Here is an 18,298-nt window from a genome sequence, read left to right on the forward strand (position 1 = left end):
TACAAAGTTTCTATTATACTAAAACGTTAGAAAAAAGTACGATTAATGCTGTTAATATTGCTGCTCCGCTCGCTGATCCTAATAAATCCATCTTTGTTACTTGTAACACTTCTTTGTTTTCCATATTCTCCATTCTCCCTTCAGTTCATAACTTTTTTTATTTGATACGATCCGTTCTACTGCTTGTACAAAGTTTCTATTATACTAAAACGTTAGAAAGAAGTACGATTAATGCTGTTAATACTGCTGCTCCACCTGCTGATCCTAATAAATCCATTTTTGTTAGTTGTAATACTTGTTCTTTTTTCATATTTACGCTCTCCTTATCAATAGATATTTATATGTAACTTCTAAGAAATGATTAATTCATAGTTTTTATCTTATCGTTACATTAAGTTAACTCGTGTAACGTTTGTAACATTAATGTAACATAAGTTTTTTCATACTGCAATATGAATACGTAAAATTTATTACATTTTTTTTACGATATTATTAATATTTTTTATAAACCCCTTTATACAGCGGTTTCCAACACATACATACTTGTAACATTAATGTAATATTAGGTTACAAATCGAAATAAAACGTAGTAGAACGAGTACCTTTTCAATTTTGCTCCCTCATCATACTCTTTCGGAATCATTTTAAAGGTTTGTCTCATTAACATTTCCATAAAGCCCAAGATAAGTTTATATGTTTCCTCAAGATAACTATGTATAATAAAAAACAAAGAGGTGGTCAGTTTGAAATTAATCGCACTAGATATGGATGGTACACTACTATCATCTAAACTTGAAATCTCCAAGGAAAATTTACAAGCTATTCATGATGCTAAAGCAGCCGGTCATGTTGTAATGATTTGCTCTGGTCGTGCAAAAGAAGATGCTTTAAAACTATTGGAAGAGTATCAATTATCACTTCCAGTTGGAGCAAGTAATGGGGCAATTGTTTATGTTGACGGAAAAGTAATTAACGCACGTTGTTTACAAAATGATAAAGTATACAAGCTTGCTAAATTACTAGAATCTGAAGGATTTCCATATAAGTTGTACACAAATAAAGGAGTTTATTCTCCTTATAATTGGAATGAAAAAGTAATGCATGCATTCGAAGAAAATAAGCATGCACTTGATGTCACAATTGAAGAACTGGAACGAATTACAGAGAAGCAAAAAAAATCGAACTTAATTACTGATTTCCAAAAAATCGAAGATGTCGTAAATAATCCAGAGCTAGAAATCTCGAAATTCTTTATTTTGACGTTTGACGCAGAGCATCGCTCACAACTATCACAGTCTTTACAAGGAGATAAAGAAATTATGGTTACAGCATCAGCTCCGACAAATTTAGAAATTATGGACAAGCATGGTCATAAAGGAAATGGATTACAAGAAATGGCGTCTTATTTCAATATTCCAATTCAAGATACGATTGCCATTGGAGACAACTTTAACGATGTACCAATGCTAGAGGTAGCTGGCCTATCTGTTGCTATGGGGAATGCTGAAGAAGATGTAAAGAAATTATGTGATGTTGTTACATTAACAAATGACGAGCATGGTGTTGCTCGTGCAATTGAACAGTATGTACTAAAACAACCATCATCAAGCAAATAAAAAAGGACTCTTTCATATTTGAAAGAGTCCTTTTTCTTTTATACATGATGACAAGCAACGAGATGCCCTTCCCCAATATCACGAAATTCTGGTACAGCTTGCTTACAAATATCCGTCGCAAACGGGCAACGTGTATGAAAACGGCAGCCTGAAGGCGGATTCGCTGGACTTGGAATATCACCTTGCAAAATAATTCGTTCTCGCTTAACAGCGGGATCAGGAATTGGTACAGCTGATAACAGCGCCTTCGTATATGGATGAAGCGGATTTGCAAACAACTCGTCACGGGGAGCTGTTTCCACGATTGTCCCTAAATACATAATTCCAATTTTTGTACATAAGTGTTCGACAACACTTAAATCATGTGAAATAAATAAATAGGATAAACCTTTTTTCTCTTGTAATTCCCTAAACAAGTTTATAATTTGTGCTTGAATAGATACATCTAATGCTGCAACAGGTTCATCAGCAACAATAAATTCTGGATTTAATACCATCGCCCTTGCAATAACAATACGCTGGCGTTGTCCTCCCGAAAACTCATGCGGATAACGATCAATATGATATGGTGCTAAACCACATAGTTCTAATACTTCTAACACTTTTTCACGAACATTCTCTTTCGTAGCTAAGCCATGTGCTAGCATTGGTTCACCAAGCGCTTCTCCAATTCTCATCCTTGGATTCAATGAACTAAACGGGTCTTGGAATACAAGTTGCATATTAGGACGATACTTTCGTAATTCCTCTTTCGATAACGTATGAACATCTTGCCCTTTAAATTTCACTTCACCTTCTGTTTTTTGAACGAGACGAAGAATGGTTTTACCAATTGTCGTTTTTCCACTTCCAGATTCACCTACTAGACCAAACACTTCACCTTTATTAATCGTAAAGCTTACTCCGTCTACTGCTTTTACATGCCCAATCGTTCTACCAAATACGCCGCCCTTAATCGGAAAATGCGTTTTTAAATTCTTCACTTCTAATAAAGGTTCACTCATTGCTCAGCACGCTCCTCATATAACCAGCAAGCTACTTTATGATGATCTTCATGCACTCCAAGGCCTGGCGCCTCATTCTTACATATATCCATGCAATGTTCACAGCGACCGCTAAAGTAGCAAAATTCATCTAAACCAACTAAGTTTGGAACTTGCCCCGGAATCGAATAAAGTTTATCTGTTCGTTTCCCCATTACCGGCTTTGATTTTAATAATCCTTTTGTATATGGGTGTTTAGGATTTTGGAATAGCTCCAGTACAGGTGCTTCTTCAATGACTTTGCCACCATACATCACAACAACATAATCTGCCATTTCTGCTACAACACCTAAATCATGTGTAATTAATAAAATAGATGTTTTAAATTCTTCTTTTACCTGTCTTAATAAATCTAGTATTTGCGCCTGAATTGTAACATCTAGTGCTGTTGTGGGCTCATCAGCAATTAGTAATTTAGGGTTACAACTCAGTGCAATCGCAATCATGATCCGTTGCAGCATCCCACCGCTTAGCTCATGGGGATACGAATGAACAATTTCATCAGCACGTGCAATACCAACCTTACGAATTAATTCAATAGCTTTTTTATATGCTTCATTTTTACTAAGGAGCTCATGCTCTCTTAACGTCTCAACAATTTGTTCTCCAACAGTAAAAACTGGGTTAAGAGATGTCATTGGTTCTTGAAAAATCATCGCGATATCATTTCCTCTTAAACTTCGAAGTTCTTTCTCTTTCATCCCCAAAAGACTTTGGCCTTCATAAAGAATATCACCGCCAACAATGCCGCCAGATTCCGCAATAAGTCCCATAATAGATAAAGCCGTTACACTTTTCCCACAACCTGATTCTCCCACTACACAAACTGTTTCACCTTCTCGTACAGAAAAGCTAACATGATTCACAGCTTTCACTGTACCTTCTTCCGTATGAAAGTGTGTTTGTAAATCTTGTAGTTCTATTACTGCTTTACTCATGATTCCTCACCTACCGCTTCATTTTTGGATCTAATGCATCACGAAGTGCATCACCAAGTAAGTTAATTGATACAACTGTTATAAAAATCGCAAAACCAGGCGGTATCCATAACCATGGACGTTTTTGGAAATCAATTAATGAGTTTGCTGCACTAATCATATTCCCCCATGATGGCGTAGGTGGAACAACCCCAAGACCTAAATAACTTAATGCTGATTCACTTAAAATAGCTCCCGCTACACCTAACGTTGCCACAACAATTAATAAAGGGAATACATTCGGAATTAAATGATGTACAATCTTCCGGTAATCCTTTAATCCTAATACATCAGCAGCTTGCATAAATGATTGTTCTCGAAGTGTTAAAATTTGTCCTCGTACCAGACGTGCAAGCCCCGGCCATCCAATCAAACTTAACATGATCATAACAACATAAAGTCGATATTCAGATGGAAGTTTCCATTCTGATAAGATGGCACCCATAATGATAAGTAATGGTAATCCTGGAATAGACATTAACACGTCTGCAATACGCATAATAATATGATCTACAATACCACGATAAAAACCAGAGATAGCTCCTAATAATGCACCGAGTATGACGGATAGTACCATCGAAGCTAAACCAATTGTTAATGAAATTCGTCCCGCTTGCATTAATCGTGTTAAAATATCTCTTCCAAGCTGATCTGTACCAAGCCAATGAGAAAAATTGGGTGGCTTATTAATTTGTGTGACTTGAATCGTTCCAGAAACGTATGGTGAAAAAAATGGCCCAATAAAACAAAATACAAACATAAAAATTAGGATATAAAAACCAAACAACGCTAATTTATTTTTCTTAATTCTGGTAAATGCTTGATGCCAAGGTGAAGTCACATTTCCTTTTTTCTTTTTTTTCTTCTTTACTGTTACAACAGTCTCCATCTTTCTCCCTCCCTACTTTAATCGAATACGAGGATCGACAATCGCATAAACGATATCTGCCAAAAAGTTTGCGATAATTGTTAGGCAAGAGAGAAACATTGTAAATGCCATTAACACTGTGTAATCACGAAAACTCAACGCTTCTAATTGAATGCTTCCGATTCCTGGCCAATTAAAAATTTGTTCAATAATGATTGCACCAGAGAACAACCCTGGTAATTCAAATGCAAGTAATGTGATCGCTGGTAAAATCGCGTTTTTTAATGCATGTTTATAAATAACCACTCTTTCTTTCAACCCTTTTGCACGAGCAGTACGAATATAGTCTTGTCTTACAACTTCAAGCATTCCCGTTCTAAAATAACGAGTTAATGAGCCAACACCAAGGAGCGTTAAAATAAATACCGGTAAAATCATATGTCTTAGTACTTCTGATATGTAAGCAAAACCAGTCGAGTTACTTCCTATATCAATCATGCCACCAATAGGCAATATATTTAGATCAACAGCAAATACTTTAATTAAAAATAGACCGATAAAGAATGATGGGAACGACATCGCTGCAAAGACACCAATTGTTACAAGTCCATCAAACCATGAATGTTGCTTTGTCGCTGAAACAACACCAACAATAAGTGCAATTATCCAAGTGAAAAATAAAGCTGCAACAGCAACAATAAAGGTATTCCAAATAAATTTATTAAGTAATGATGTTACAGGCTCTTGATATTGCAACGAGAAACCAAAATCACCGTGTAACGCATTACCTAACCAATGAAAATACCGCTCAATAATCGGTTTATTTAATCCATACAATTCTCTTAATTCCTGTGCGCGTTCTGGTGTTAACTTTGGATTAGAATCAACATAATCCCCCGGCAAGAGAGCAAATAAGAAAAAAATAATGATAGATGTACCAAGCAATGTAGGAATCATTTGTAGAAACCTACGAATGATATATGTTTTCACTTTTTGTCTCCCCAATCATAGTTACTTAAAAATAGAAGAACATTTTTTCAAAACAGCACGACCTTACAGCTGTATGAAAAAATGTCTTCTACTTCTCCTTACTTATCCCTATTGTTCAATAGATAAAACAGGCAGGTTTGAACTAATACTATCGTATTTCTCTGGGTCAATTCCTTTCACACGTGCATTGTGTGCTGAAATACTTTTGCGATAATTTAATAGAATTACAGGTGGATCATCGCTTAATTCTTTATATAACTCTTTATAAATAGGTTTTCTTTTTTCAATGTCAACTGTTTCAATACCTTTTTTAATTAATTCATCCACTTTTGGGTTACTATAACCCGCTGAGTTATCTGGATGCGTAGATTCAAACTCACCTACAGTTTCACTCGGATCAGAAATAATTGGTGTCGCAACAGCTGCTAAATCATAATCAAACTTTCCAACCTTCGACACAAGAGTATTAAAGTCCATAATTTCCGGATTGAACTCCACACCTAATGCTTTATAGTTCTCTTTTGCAATTGGTATAAATACCTCTTCTTGCTTTCTTCCACTTGCTGCATAATAGCTTAACTTTAATTTCTGACCATCCTTTTCGCGAATACCATCAGATCCAACTTTCCAACCAGCTTCATCTAACAATTTTTTTGCTTTCTCTAAATTATATTCGTATTGATTTATACCCTTATCATCATATGCCCATGAAGTTGGTGAAATTGGTATATTTGCAACAGAAGCATTTCCTTGGAAGTTTGTATCTACATATTTTTTACGATCTAATCCGTAAATAAGTGCTTGACGTACTTTTTTATCTTTTAAATATGGCTTCTTATTATTAAAGTAAACGAATGAGTATGAGCTTACTGTTTCAATATTGAAGTTAGCAAAACCTAAACTCTTTAATTGTTCAATATTGTCATTATTAGCAGCAAATCCTTCATAATCCGTTTCTCCTGTTTGGAATAATTGGAAACTTGTATCTGGTGATGTAATTTTGTAAATAAAGTTTTTAACTTTTGGCTTTCCCGCATAATACTGCTCATTTGCTACAAATCGTACTTCTTGACCTGGAATATATTTTTCTAATTTATAAGGACCAGCAGCAACCGGGTTACCATATAACTCTTTTAAATAATTTAAGCTTGTGTTTTGCTTATAGTCTTTTCCATAATATGCTTTAGATAAGACAGGTCCTCCGAAGTTTACTAACGCTTGTGAGTTTACTTTTTCTGTCGTAATTTCAATTGTTTGTGGATCAACTACTTTAATCCCTTCAATAGATGTAGCTTTTCCTTCTTTATAATCTTTGCCACCCTTAATTGCATACTGTGAAATATCTGTTCCACCCTCATAAGCCTTATCATGTAGCAATGTTAATGTAAATGCTACATCATCTGCTGTTAACGGTGAACCATCACTAAATTTCAAATTTTTTCGTAAGTGGAACGTGTACTTTAATTGATCAGAAGATACATCCCATTTCTCTGCAAGCTCTGGAACTGGTTTCCCTTGCTTATCTGTTGATACAAGAGATGCAAATATAACTGATGTTACGTTACCGTCCCAACCATTCTCTTGGAAATAAGGTAAGAACACACCACCAGGCTTTGAAATTCCTACAATAAGTGTATCTTTTCTCTGTTTCGCTTTCTCAGGATTTTTTGATTTATCTGTCGCTGCAACCTTCTCTATTTTTAAATCTTTCACATCCTGCTGTTTTGCCGGCTCTGTCGAAGCCTTATCCTCTTGTCCCCCACAAGCCGATAACACAAGCGAACTACTCAGTAAAATAGAAAATACACCAGCCCATTTTTTTGTCTTTTTCTTCATTGTCCCCACCCTAACTTTTTTTAATAATTACACCTTATGAACTGCTTGCCTTATATATGCCTCCCACAGCAACATTTTTATAACCCATCGGAAAAGTCGGTTTTAAATACAAAAAAATAGATGTTTACGAGGGGTAACATTCTTATTCCGACTTTTCCGCTAGACTTTATGGTTATTAGCTTATATCGTCCGTTATATTTTGTCAATTCTTTCTATTTAAATATTTTAAGATTTTTATAAAAGCTATTGCTGGATCTTTAATTTAGGTAGACTTAACAATATACCATTATAATTATCTTCCTGTAATCCTTGTATTCTCGCATTATATGCAGAAACAACTTTACTATTATTTAAGAAAATAACTGGTGGATCTTCACTTAGTTCTTGATACAGTTTTTTATAAATTTCTTTTCATTTTTCAATGTCTAATACTTGTAATGCTTGAGCTGCCAATTCATCCACTTTTGGATTATGATATCCATCATAATTTCGCTTACTAGTTGAAACGAACTCTTCAATCGTTCCACTTGGGTCATCAATCATTGGCGTAGATACCATTGCTAAATCGTAATCTCCTTTCTGCAACAATATTCACTTTACCCATAAAAATAGTAAGAATTAGTTTTAAGATTATTCCTTCCTCCCAATTGTGTCCATCATCCCTTATTTTTCACTATGAAGAAACGATTAAAAAAATAATTCTATTATTCAGTGGACGAGCATAGAATACTAACAAACTACCAAAAAGGGGGGCGAAAATATGGACAAACTATTCCAATATGTCTTGCACTATGTTGCTTTAACACTCATGATAGTCGGGGCATTGCTACTATTTCCGTTCTTCCCAAGGTTCGTCCTCTTTTTAGCATTTCTCTTTATGCTCGGAATTGCGATTGCTATTTCTATAGGGGAAGACGATACACAAAGAGAAAGCAGAGTTCAGCGGGCGAAGCTGTAGACTCTGCTTTCTTTTTTCAATCATAACGTATTCTTGTTAAACCAATTATAAAGAATACACCAGTAAATAACATAAGTATACCAATATATCCTGCTATATCTGCCAATGTCCCGCCCCTTGCAATTAATTCGGTAAACCCGCGCATTGCCCAAGTTTGAGGAATAAAGTTTGCTACAGTTTGCATCCATTCTGGTTCTATTTCAATTGGCCAATACAGCCCACTAATCATGCAAGTTGAAATAACAACGATATTACCTAAAGCTGACTGCTGCTCCGTTGTTTTCACAATACTTGCTAATAATAGTGCTAAACCAATGACCGCTAGCAATAACACTGAGACAAGTATGATTATCCCTAGTAGATTTCCCCACTGTACATCGAACAAAACATTCGTTAATACCATTAAAGTTCCAAATTGAATCCATCCAATTAAAAAGAAGGAAAGTATATATCCCCCAAGTATTTGAGCCTTTGAAACAGGCGTTCCTAATAAACGATACCAAACGCCAAGTTGTCTTGCTTTTAAAATTGTTCCTGTCGCACTTAGCATCACAATCATTACAAAAAGAATGGAAAACCCTGCAGCTCGCCCTGTTACGTTATTCAGTTTTTTCTCCCCAGGTACAATGGATTCCTTTTGAAGTGAAACTGGTTCTACCTTTGTATGAATCATTTCATACATCTTCTCCCAAGCCATTCCCCCATTTTTCTCTGAATCCCTTGCTGCTGCTACTTCTATTTCCATCTTTTTCATTGTACTTTGTAATATCTGTTCTACAGAAGCTCCTCCGGTAAAATCAGCGCTTGATTGAAATTTAACCTTCTCTATCTTCCCGTCTACCATACTCTTTTGAAAGTTTTTTGGAATTGTCACAATACCCGAGGACTTCTTATTTTCGATTTTCTGTTTCGCTTCTTCATCTGTTACTTTCTCTATAGAAATTAAATCGCTTTTCTTTATTTCTTTATAATAGGAATTGGATAATGTAGACCCATCTTGGTCTATTAAACTAATATTTACTTTCTCGTTTCCACTTCCACCTAAAAGTCCGCCAAAAATAAGTGTAAAAATAATCGGCATTCCGAACATGAGTATATAGCTTTGTGGCTTAATTAAGATTTGTTTTAATTCTAACCAGCAAAGTGCCCAAACTTTCTTCATTATTTCTCCTCCTATCTCGTACGCAAACGGAAGGTTCCTATGATGACGGAAACAATACCCGCACTAGATAAACTTAAGATAACTGGAAGTAACGCATACCATGATGTACCCGACATAATGTTTAAAAAACTTGTAAGTGCCCATTTATTTGGGGCAATGTTAGCAATTGTTTGAAGAGTATCCGGAAATGCATAGATTGGTAACATAGATCCACCTAATATAGCTAACAACTGAATTCCAATGCCACCCATTAAATCCGCTGTTTTTTCTTCACGAATAAATGCCGCGATGAGCATAGATAAGCCAGAAACACAAATTGCATAAGCAATTCCTACTGCTACAATTTGTGAAACATCTTCACCCCAATTCACATGAAATGCGTAATAAGTAGCAACTACAAATACTCCAAATTGAATACAAGCAAATAGTAATGTACCTAAAAATTTACCTAATAATATGGCAAAAGAGCTTGTCGGTGTACTTGATAATCTTGCTAATGTTTCAGTTCGTTGCTCTGTCACAATAGATTTCGCGCCTACTGTTATGTTAAATAATAAAAACATGACTAACATTGCCGCAGCGTAATATTGCATCGCAGCAACTGTTTTTTTGCCGACTATTCCTTTTTCAATTCCATCCGTATTTGAAGTCGCCACTGTTTGTAAATCAGCCGTTACCTCTTTTGCAACCTGTTCAATATTTCCTAGCTGTGATTTTGCTAAGTCTGTTAGGACACTTTTAGTAGAGACAGCAACTGTTTGAGCACGTTCTGAAAAGGAACGAATAATTGATTCAGCGATTTTTGCTTGTATATCTTTTGATGGATCTGTAATCAGTTTTGGTTCTTTTAATTTTCCATCTTGTATATGTTCACTCCACCTATTTGGAATGATAATTCCAACATCAACTTTCTGTTTTTGTACCATATCCTCTAGCTCTTTTTGCGAGGTTACTACTTCTACTTTTACATCATCTTTTAGTTCCTTTGATTGCAATACATCTTTTTGAAATATATTTGCAAACTCATCTGTTCCTTCTTGATAATAACCAATTACCGTTTTAGGTAATCCTCCATTATCGAATATGTTACTTAGTGCTGATCCTAAAATAGCTGTTAATAGAAGTGGCATAAGTAACATCATCATAAATCCGCGCCGATCTATTAAACGAATTTTCAAATCTTTCCATGCAATAATAAAACTTTTCATGAGTTCCTAACCTCCTTAATCGCGAAGTGAACGCCCTGTTAACTGTAAAAAGAGAGCTTCTAGATTTGGCTCTTGTACTTCAAGCTTTAAAATTCGCACATGCTTTTCTACAACTTCCGAAACAACCGTACCAACAGCTTCTCCATTCTTCAATCCAATATCAAGTGTATTTGTATCCTCATCGATGATAATCCGTTCTACAGTGGGTATGTCTTTTATTTTCTGCAATAGCTCTTGGTTATAACGATTCAGTTGTAACTTCACCATAAAGCCATCAGCAAGACGATTACACAACTCAGTTTTCGTTCCTAATGCAATTACCTTTCCATGATCAACAATGGCAATTCGTTCACATAAATACTCCACTTCTTCCATGTAATGGCTCGTATAAATGACCGTCATGCCTTTCTCATTTAATCCTTTTACCGTCTCTAAAATGTGATTCCGTGATTGTGGATCAATTCCAACTGTCGGCTCATCCATAATTAATAACTCCGGTTCATGCATAAGTGCTGCACCAATGTTAATTCGGCGTTTCATTCCACCTGAAAATGTTTCAATTTTGTCCTTTGCGCGATCCTGTAAACCAACATATGCTAATACCTCATCTGCTCGTTTCTTTGCAATAGCTCCACTTAAACCATACATTTTCCCCCAAAAGATTAAATTTTCTTTCGCTGAAAGCGTAGGATATAAAGCAATATCTTGCGGGACAATACCGATCTTCCTTTTCGCATCTAATGGATATTCTTTTACAGATTTTCCCCCAACTTTTATATCACCGCCATCATATGGAATAAGCCCACAAATCATTGATATCGTCGTCGACTTTCCTGCACCGTTTGGACCAAGCAAACCAAATGTTTCTCCTTTCTTAACTTCAAAAGATACATTCTTTACAACTTCCTTCTTTCCAAACGACTTTGTAATATGATCTACGACTAACATGTCGATTCAGCCCCTTTGCATTAATCTACAATTTCATTGTAAAAAAACATCCTCTTTCTTCCATCACCCTTAAGATAGAAATGCAAAATAAAAAAGCAGCATAATTTGCTGCTTTTTTATTTTTCTCTATGCCAAAAGTCATGTGTATGTTGTAATACCGTATCTTACTGCATATATAGCTGCCTGTGTCCGATCCCTCAGCTCCAGCTTACTAATTAAATTAGAAACATGATTTTTTACAGTTCCCTCTGTAATAAACAATTTCTTAGCAATTTCTTTATTATTTAATCCAAGGCCTATTTCCCTTAATACATCTATTTCACGCTCTGTTAGTTGCTCCATTTGCTTTGGCTGACTTTTTTCTGATATTTCCACCGCTTTTGTTCTTTTTAGTTCCTTCACAATTTGAGCTGTTATATCCTGCGGAAGAACGGCTCCTCCTCCATGGACTGTCAATATTGCCTGCACAATTGCGTCCGTCTCCATATCTTTTAATAAATAACCGCTCGCTCCTTGTTCCAATGCTTCAAAAATAAGTTCACTATCATTAAATGTCGTCAGCATAAGAACCTTCATATCAGGAAACTTTTCCCTTATTAAACGAGTTCCTTCAACGCCATTTATACGAGGCATTCGAATATCCATCAAAATAATTTCAGGTTGTAATTGTTCTGCTATTCGAACTACTTCATCCCCATCATTTGCTGTGCCCACCACTTCAAGTTCTGAACGTAAATTTAATAGCATTGCTAAACCATCACGAATAAGTGATTGATCATCAACAATCATAATACGAATCATATCTTTCCCCCTATTACCCACGTCTTTTCCTTAAGTGGGAACTCAATCTGTAATCGAAATCCCTTCTCTTTTTCACTCTCAAATTGGATCATTCCACCATGTTCCCCTACACGTTCTTTCATATTCATTAACCCAAAACCAGGACTCAGTTCATTTACGCCAACACCATTATCCGTAATCGATAGCATAACTTTTTCATCTAAACACAATAAGCTAACTTTACATAAACTAGCTTTTCCATGGCGTTTTGCATTTGTTAATGACTCTTGCATAATACGCAACAAGGTAGGTTGTAATGACAACGGGATTATGATTGGATCCCCTTGTAAATGAAAGGTTACTTGTACTTTCGTTACCTTTGAAAATTCATTTAACATTCCTTTCATATTTTCTATTATGTTTCCTAGATCTTTTTCTTCCTTCAACGCACGGACTGAAGCCCTTACCTCTTGAAGAGATTTTCTAGCTAATTCATGACATGTATGTAAAACTTCTTCTGTTGCATCTGACTTTTGCTTCCATAAAGCCTCTGCAAGCTGCAATTGAACAAGTAAAGCCGTCATATTATGACCAACTGTATCATGAATTTCTCGGGCAATATCGTTCCTCTCTCGAACTGTAGTTAGTTCTTCTACTTCTTTCGCATAAAGCTGTAATTGTTCATGCGCTTCTTTTAGAGCTATATGTGATAACGTCAATTTTTCATATTGATCGTCGACGGTTTGGCGGGCCACTGTCAGCTTTTTAATTAAGTTCCCGGCTAAAGCACTGAAGACAACGAACATAAAGTTAATAGCATTGTTATCAAATTCTATCTTTCCAGTATATTGATACGTATATAGTAAAATAGCAAACCAGCATAAAAAGAAAAAACTCACGAAAAAATATACGACTATTTTCCGCCACGTATGAATAAATACCCCCACGGCATCAATCCCAAATATAATTAAATACAAACATGTCTCGGGAAATAAAAAGCCTAATAACGCTGTAACTATCCCATTTGAAAGGAATGCATAAAATTCACGCCTTCTTCCTTGATGTGGTTGGATAAGTAAAACATGATTTACAACATAAATGAAACATGCAATACCAACAAAGATTTGTAAATTTTCTGTTTCACGTGAAACATGATTTATATATACCATGCAAATCATAACAATCGTAATGAGACGTGCATACCCTAACATCAAATTCTCCTCGCATTTTTGAAATGTTGTTTTAAATCATACCAACATGTAAAAAAAATCGTTTTCACAATATAACATAAAGAAAATTATACCATTTTCATCTCGAATTAACGGATATTAATAGAAAAACAAGTCACCTCCACATCTCCTGAGAGGGCGACTTGTTTTTCTTTCATCTATTCCATCATACTATCTAATCGATTATATAATTCCGCCCGTAATCGTTCTTTTTCCGTTTTTCCTTTATATAACTGTTCCAGTATTTCAATGTTGCTTGTTTCTTCCATTGTACACTCCAACGCATATATATCTTCTTCTATATGCATAAGCTTATCTTCAATTTCTTCTACATCATTAGATTCCTTCTTCTTTACATTCATCACTTTTATTTTTGGAACTTCTTTTTGTTTCACTTCTTCCTTCTCTATTCTCTCTGTCCATTTCTGACGTGCCCAAGCATAATTCCCGGCAAATTCAAACAATGTGTGTTCATCAATCCAATATGTTTTTTCAAACAATTTATTTAAAAAATAACGATCATGTGAAACAGCAAGAATGGTTCCATTATATTGTTCAAGTGCTTCTTCCAGCACTTCCCTTGATTCGATATCAAGATGATTTGTAGGCTCATCTAACACAAGGAGGTTTACATCTTGATACATAAGCTGTGCCAAACGTAATCTCATTCGTTCACCACCGCTAAGCTGATTGACCTTTTTAAAAACGGCTGGACCATAAAATAAAAAGCGAGCTAATATATGGCGAGCTTCTCCTTCAGTTACAGCTACATGCTCCCGAAATGCTTCTAATACATCATATTTTACATTCTCATATGCATGCTGCGATAAATAACCGATTTTCACACTACTACCGATTCTGACCTCCCCAGCATCCGGTCTCATTTCCTCTAACAATAGCTTTAATAATGTTGTTTTTCCTGTACCGTTACGTCCAACAATAGCTGCTCGCTCTTGAAAACGAACATGTAAATTTACTCCTCGGAATAAAGTACGATCCGCAAAACCTTTGCCCACTTCCTTCATTACAACAACATCTTTGCCACTTCTCTCTTGTCCTTCAAACTGAAGTCCCATCTGCTTTCTTTCTAAAATTGGCTTCTTCAACTTTTCCATCCGTTCTAACGCGCGTTCCATATTTCTAGCACGTTTATGCAATCCTTCATTCGGGGGGTTCGCTTGATTTGCCCATTCCCTTAAACGTTTAATTGCTTCTTTCATTTTCTTTATTTTCTTTTGCTGTTCTTGATAAGATTGGAACTCTTGGAGTAATCTTTCTTCCTTTTCCTTCACAAACTGTGAGTAGTTCGTATGATATACATGCAGTTCTCCGTCTTCTAAATCAAAAATTTTCGTAACAACTTCATCAAGAAAATAACGATCATGTGAGATCACAACAACTGTTCCTGTATACTCTTTCAAAAATTGTTCGAGCCATTCTACTGCAAATAAATCTAAATGATTTGTCGGTTCATCTAATAGCAGTAAATCTGGTTTCTTGAGCAGCATATAAGCAAGACTTACTTTCGTCTGCTCCCCGCCGCTCAGCTCAGTGAAAACTCGAGAAAATAGCTCCGTTATTTGTAAACCATTTGCTACTTTCATGATGTTCGCTTCTATTTCATAACCACCTAAAAACGAAAATTGTTCTTGTACTGCGCCATACTTCTCCATTAACCTCTCTAAACTAGTTGGATCTTGTTCCTCCGCCATACTTTTCTCTAAATTTCGCATGTTTCTTTCTAATTCTTTCTCTTTTACAAAGGCAGAGCTCAATACATCATATACATTCGTTTCACCAGCAAACTTCGGAATTTGTGCTACATGACCAACACGTGTCCCTTTTTTCATATGAATTGCTCCAGCATCTACATTCTCTATTCCTGTTAATAACTGAAAAATTGTGGTTTTCCCGCTACCGTTTCTGCCAACTAATCCAATGCGTTCACCATTTTGGATTTCAAGCGATATATTTTCAAATATGATGTTTCCACCAAAAGATTTCGTTACATTGTTTACACTACAAATTGTCATTTTCCGTACTCCTTTCAACGTAAAAAACCATGGGGAAAGAAACTTTCCCCATGGTTTTTGGCATAGAAAAAGGAAGCAAAATAGCTCCCTTTTCACACGTCCTATAAAATGGGTGAAGAGATTTCTATCGTTCAATAGCTACTATGCAATTGCTAAAAAAGGGCATACGTATCCCGTTAGCAATCACATCATGAAAAATCGCACGACAAAAATAGATAAAATCTAAAAATTTTGCGCGTGCAGCTAAAGAACGTTTCATCTCATTCACTCCTTTCGTACGGAATTTAATACTTACTCCTTTATTATACTTCCCCACTTGATGTTTGAATAGTCATTTTTTGAAAATAATGAATATAGACTAAACATTTCAACAAATTACATCCAATCTTACAAAACTGTTATGTTCACGTAATGGAAAGCGATAGTACGAAATCGTGCCTCCTTATACAATAAAAATGTAAGCAAGAGGTAAACAAAAGGAGGAAACAGTCATGATGAAAGAAATCGTAAAAGCAGTCTTCGAGGTGTTAGTAAACGGACAAGCAGTTGTAAAAGAACTAAACCGACTATAAAAGGAGGAATAAAAATGATGAACATGGTAAAAATGATTCTCCACGCTTTAATTGATGCAAAAGCAGTTAGCCAAGAATTAAATGAACAATAAAAAGGGGAAAATGAATATGAAGAAAGCCATCTTTACAATTGTAGGTACATTCTTTGCCTTACATGCACTGAAAAATAGAAAAAAGAAACAAAATGAAAATACTCTATATTATCCATACACATTATTACAAAAAAAATAAAAGACAAGATACCCAAGTACAATTAGGATATCTTGTCTTTTGTTTTTTCTATTAAAAATTGTTGTTCTACAATCTTTTTATAATATGTATGATGCTTCATTAATTCATCGTGTATACCAATTCCTGTAATACTGCCATTCTCTATTACAAAAATGGTATCTGCTTGTACTACCGTTGATAAACGATGTGCAATAACAAATGTCGTTCTACTCGCAAATACATTTTCAATTGCTTTTTGTATTTTCGCTTCTGACTCCGAATCTAGACTTGCTGTTGCTTCATCTAATAATAAAAATTCTGTGTCACGTAACAAAGCACGCGCAATGGCAATTCGCTGCTTTTGACCACCCGATAATTGATTTCCACGCTCTCCAACTTCTGTTTCATATCCATCTGGAAACGCCATAATAAATTCATGTGCATTCGCAAGCTTCGCTGCACGAACGACTTCTTCTGGTGAAACATTACGATCCATACCATATGTAATATTGTCTGTAATTGTTCCAGACAATAAAGAAGCTGCCTGGGCAACATAACTAAAATGCTTTCGCCATGCTTCTATATTCATCTCACGATATGACTTTCCGTTTAAGAATATGTCCCCATCTGTTGGCTCATAAAATCGTTCCATCAATGAAAAGATTGTACTTTTCCCCGCACCACTTGGCCCTACAAGCGCTGTCGTTGTACCTTTTCTCACTGTAAATGAAATATCTTTTAAAATAGGATCCCTTTCATTATAATGAAATCTCACATTTTGAAACTCCAATTTTTCTGGTATATCAACTTTTTGCGGTAAAAAGGCGTGTTCTTCTTTTTCATGTAATATTTGAAAGAGACGACGTGTAGAGCCTTTTGCCTCTTGAAAACTTGTTACAAACTGGTTCATTTGTACAAACGGCATTAAAATTTGAAACAGGTATAAAATAAATGCTACTAATTCACCAGAAGAAATATACCCCCGATCAACTCGCCATACACCAAATCCAACAACACTCATTAACACCACTATTGTACACATTCCTAAAGCTGGCCCTAATATAGATTTGATTTTCGCTTGCTTCATCCCATATTGGAATAGACTTTGAAATTTATTTTTCCCCCTTTTATATTCAATCCTTTCAGCATTATACGACTTAATTAATTTGATTTCACCTAATGTTTGTGATAAAAATGCCGTTAACTCTGACATTTGTTCCTGCTCTCGATCAGATAAGTCCGCAAGTTTTTTTCCAAGTGGAAAAACAATCAATAAAGTAATAGGTACAGCTAGCAATAAAACAAGCGTCATCGGAACATCTAAAATAAATAAAATAATAATTGATACAACAATAGATAATGCGTTGGTAATAAGTTGTACAATTTCATCAGAAATTAGCGTCATAAGTACTGTTGTATCATTTGTTACCCGGCTTATCATCTCACCAGATTTATTTTTATCATAATAATTTACAGGAAGGTTTAATAATTTTCTCCATGCTTTCTCTCTTATTATCTGTACTATGCCTTCTCCAACTCGAGACAACATATACATAGAAGTCGCTTCACATAGAAACTCGAACAGTAATAATCCAGCTATTACTCCTAACGTTGAAAAGGAGAAGCCATTTGAAAATCCTTCCATTAAATCTTTAATCAATAGCGGGATACCTAACCCAGCTATTGTTGATAGCATCGAAAAAAACAAGCCTATCGCAAATGTTTTTTTTGGTGGATTAGCAGTCCGCCATATATCCAAAAATGATACACCCTTTTGCTCTTCCATCTTCTATCTCCTTCTTTTATCATTTCCTCCTTTTCCACTATACAGGATTTCCCTTTCCCTTTCACGAATATAGTAGACGGGA

At 35.4% G+C, this 18,298-nt stretch carries 18 protein-coding genes and 1 pseudogene; 3 read left to right on the forward strand and 16 right to left on the reverse strand.

Going from position 1 to position 18,298, the window contains the following annotated elements; genetic code table 11:
- Positions 1–13: 13 nt before the first annotated feature.
- Together MHH45_RS15260 and MHH45_RS15265 are read right to left on the reverse strand one after the other, a co-directional pair.
- Positions 14–124: a DUF3948 family protein gene (locus tag MHH45_RS15260; protein WP_016117021.1), complete on the reverse strand. Its 111-nt coding sequence runs from the start codon at positions 122–124 to the stop codon at positions 14–16.
- 75 nt (positions 125–199) lie between these two features.
- Positions 200–310, reverse strand: coding sequence for a DUF3948 family protein (locus tag MHH45_RS15265; protein ID WP_016117020.1), 111 nt, complete (start codon positions 308–310; stop codon positions 200–202).
- A gap of 433 nt (positions 311–743) precedes the next feature.
- Here MHH45_RS15265 and MHH45_RS15270 point away from each other — a divergent pair, with 433 nt between their 5' ends.
- Positions 744–1,616, forward strand: a complete 873-nt coding sequence (locus MHH45_RS15270; protein ID WP_088094339.1) for a Cof-type HAD-IIB family hydrolase — start codon at positions 744–746, stop codon at positions 1,614–1,616.
- 38 nt (positions 1,617–1,654) lie between these two features.
- Here the strand turns inward: MHH45_RS15270 and MHH45_RS15275 are convergent, their stop codons facing one another.
- The 6 genes and pseudogenes from MHH45_RS15275 to MHH45_RS15300 form a co-directional block, all read right to left on the reverse strand.
- On the reverse strand, positions 1,655–2,620 hold the full coding sequence (locus tag MHH45_RS15275) for an ABC transporter ATP-binding protein (protein WP_016117018.1): 966 nt from the start codon (positions 2,618–2,620) through the stop codon (positions 1,655–1,657).
- On the reverse strand, positions 2,617–3,597 hold the full coding sequence (locus tag MHH45_RS15280) for an ABC transporter ATP-binding protein (RefSeq protein ID WP_016117017.1): 981 nt from the start codon (positions 3,595–3,597) through the stop codon (positions 2,617–2,619). Before MHH45_RS15280 ends, MHH45_RS15275 begins: the two co-directional genes overlap by 4 nt.
- A gap of 10 nt (positions 3,598–3,607) precedes the next feature.
- Complete coding sequence (opp4C, locus tag MHH45_RS15285) at positions 3,608–4,525, reverse strand: oligopeptide ABC transporter permease (RefSeq protein WP_016117016.1); 918 nt, start codon at positions 4,523–4,525, stop codon at positions 3,608–3,610.
- 12 nt (positions 4,526–4,537) lie between these two features.
- Positions 4,538–5,494, reverse strand: a complete 957-nt coding sequence (locus MHH45_RS15290; RefSeq protein WP_140386090.1) for an ABC transporter permease — start codon at positions 5,492–5,494, stop codon at positions 4,538–4,540.
- A gap of 108 nt (positions 5,495–5,602) precedes the next feature.
- Complete coding sequence (locus MHH45_RS15295) at positions 5,603–7,330, reverse strand: ABC transporter substrate-binding protein (RefSeq protein WP_016117014.1); 1,728 nt, start codon at positions 7,328–7,330, stop codon at positions 5,603–5,605.
- 243 nt (positions 7,331–7,573) lie between these two features.
- A pseudogene (locus MHH45_RS15300) lies at positions 7,574–7,909 on the reverse strand (ABC transporter substrate-binding protein); the annotation flags it as partial.
- Between the two features lie 181 nt (positions 7,910–8,090).
- On the opposite strand from MHH45_RS15300, the gene MHH45_RS15305 reads away from it, so the two are divergent.
- Complete coding sequence (locus tag MHH45_RS15305; protein WP_016117012.1) at positions 8,091–8,288, forward strand: hypothetical protein; 198 nt, start codon at positions 8,091–8,093, stop codon at positions 8,286–8,288.
- 16 nt (positions 8,289–8,304) lie between these two features.
- On the opposite strand, the gene MHH45_RS15310 is transcribed toward MHH45_RS15305, so the two are convergent.
- From MHH45_RS15310 to MHH45_RS15340, 7 genes are all read right to left on the reverse strand, one after another.
- On the reverse strand, positions 8,305–9,450 hold the full coding sequence (locus tag MHH45_RS15310) for an ABC transporter permease (protein WP_088094338.1): 1,146 nt from the start codon (positions 9,448–9,450) through the stop codon (positions 8,305–8,307).
- 11 nt (positions 9,451–9,461) lie between these two features.
- Positions 9,462–10,658 carry an ABC transporter permease gene (locus tag MHH45_RS15315; protein ID WP_016117010.1) on the reverse strand — a complete coding sequence of 399 codons (1,197 nt, stop codon included), beginning with the start codon at positions 10,656–10,658 and terminating at the stop codon, positions 9,462–9,464.
- Between the two features lie 15 nt (positions 10,659–10,673).
- Positions 10,674–11,606, reverse strand: coding sequence for an ABC transporter ATP-binding protein (locus MHH45_RS15320; RefSeq protein ID WP_016117009.1), 933 nt, complete (start codon positions 11,604–11,606; stop codon positions 10,674–10,676).
- Between the two features lie 138 nt (positions 11,607–11,744).
- The gene (locus MHH45_RS15325) at positions 11,745–12,407 is read right to left on the reverse strand and encodes a response regulator (RefSeq protein WP_016117008.1); all 663 of its coding nucleotides are present in this window, start codon (positions 12,405–12,407) and stop codon (positions 11,745–11,747) included.
- Positions 12,404–13,597, reverse strand: coding sequence for a sensor histidine kinase (locus MHH45_RS15330; RefSeq protein ID WP_016117007.1), 1,194 nt, complete (start codon positions 13,595–13,597; stop codon positions 12,404–12,406). Before MHH45_RS15330 ends, MHH45_RS15325 begins: the two co-directional genes overlap by 4 nt.
- 176 nt (positions 13,598–13,773) lie before the next feature.
- Positions 13,774–15,648, reverse strand: coding sequence for a ribosomal protection-like ABC-F family protein (gene abc-f / locus MHH45_RS15335; RefSeq protein WP_088094337.1), 1,875 nt, complete (start codon positions 15,646–15,648; stop codon positions 13,774–13,776).
- Positions 15,649–15,772: 124 nt separating this feature from the next.
- Positions 15,773–15,907, reverse strand: a complete 135-nt coding sequence (locus MHH45_RS15340) for an RAxF-45 family protein (protein WP_016132219.1) — start codon at positions 15,905–15,907, stop codon at positions 15,773–15,775.
- A gap of 415 nt (positions 15,908–16,322) precedes the next feature.
- Between MHH45_RS15340 and MHH45_RS15345 the strand changes: the two genes are divergently transcribed.
- A complete protein-coding gene (locus MHH45_RS15345; protein ID WP_016117005.1) occupies positions 16,323–16,451 on the forward strand; it encodes a hypothetical protein in 129 nt (42 codons plus the stop codon).
- Positions 16,452–16,473: 22 nt separating this feature from the next.
- On the opposite strand, the gene MHH45_RS15350 is transcribed toward MHH45_RS15345, so the two are convergent.
- A complete protein-coding gene (locus tag MHH45_RS15350) occupies positions 16,474–18,216 on the reverse strand; it encodes an ABC transporter ATP-binding protein (protein WP_088094336.1) in 1,743 nt (580 codons plus the stop codon).
- Positions 18,217–18,298: the final 82 nt, after the last annotated feature.

The organism is Bacillus sp. FSL K6-0042, from assembly GCF_038006685.1.
Taxonomy (GTDB): Bacteria; Bacillota; Bacilli; order Bacillales; family Bacillaceae_G; genus Bacillus_A; species Bacillus_A pseudomycoides.

What these genes read in the sequence shown, in the direction of transcription:
- abc-f (WP_088094337.1), bottom strand. Translation starts at nt 15,648, where the DNA reads ATGACAATTTGTAGTGTAAACAATGTAACGAAATCTTTTGGTGGAAAC.
- MHH45_RS15305 (WP_016117012.1), top strand. Translation starts at nt 8,091, where the DNA reads ATGGACAAACTATTCCAATATGTCTTGCACTATGTTGCTTTAACACTC.
- MHH45_RS15325 (WP_016117008.1), bottom strand. Translation starts at nt 12,407, where the DNA reads ATGATTCGTATTATGATTGTTGATGATCAATCACTTATTCGTGATGGT.
- MHH45_RS15330 (WP_016117007.1), bottom strand. Translation starts at nt 13,597, where the DNA reads ATGTTAGGGTATGCACGTCTCATTACGATTGTTATGATTTGCATGGTA.
- MHH45_RS15275 (WP_016117018.1), bottom strand. Translation starts at nt 2,620, where the DNA reads ATGAGTGAACCTTTATTAGAAGTGAAGAATTTAAAAACGCATTTTCCG.
- MHH45_RS15280 (WP_016117017.1), bottom strand. Translation starts at nt 3,597, where the DNA reads ATGAGTAAAGCAGTAATAGAACTACAAGATTTACAAACACACTTTCAT.
- opp4C (WP_016117016.1), bottom strand. Translation starts at nt 4,525, where the DNA reads ATGGAGACTGTTGTAACAGTAAAGAAGAAAAAAAAGAAAAAAGGAAAT.
- MHH45_RS15310 (WP_088094338.1), bottom strand. Translation starts at nt 9,450, where the DNA reads ATGAAGAAAGTTTGGGCACTTTGCTGGTTAGAATTAAAACAAATCTTA.
- MHH45_RS15345 (WP_016117005.1), top strand. Translation starts at nt 16,323, where the DNA reads ATGAATATGAAGAAAGCCATCTTTACAATTGTAGGTACATTCTTTGCC.
- MHH45_RS15350 (WP_088094336.1), bottom strand. Translation starts at nt 18,216, where the DNA reads ATGGAAGAGCAAAAGGGTGTATCATTTTTGGATATATGGCGGACTGCT.
- MHH45_RS15265 (WP_016117020.1), bottom strand. Translation starts at nt 310, where the DNA reads ATGAAAAAAGAACAAGTATTACAACTAACAAAAATGGATTTATTAGGA.
- MHH45_RS15320 (WP_016117009.1), bottom strand. Translation starts at nt 11,606, where the DNA reads ATGTTAGTCGTAGATCATATTACAAAGTCGTTTGGAAAGAAGGAAGTT.
- MHH45_RS15340 (WP_016132219.1), bottom strand. Translation starts at nt 15,907, where the DNA reads ATGAAACGTTCTTTAGCTGCACGCGCAAAATTTTTAGATTTTATCTAT.
- MHH45_RS15295 (WP_016117014.1), bottom strand. Translation starts at nt 7,330, where the DNA reads ATGAAGAAAAAGACAAAAAAATGGGCTGGTGTATTTTCTATTTTACTG.
- MHH45_RS15315 (WP_016117010.1), bottom strand. Translation starts at nt 10,658, where the DNA reads ATGAAAAGTTTTATTATTGCATGGAAAGATTTGAAAATTCGTTTAATA.
- MHH45_RS15260 (WP_016117021.1), bottom strand. Translation starts at nt 124, where the DNA reads ATGGAAAACAAAGAAGTGTTACAAGTAACAAAGATGGATTTATTAGGA.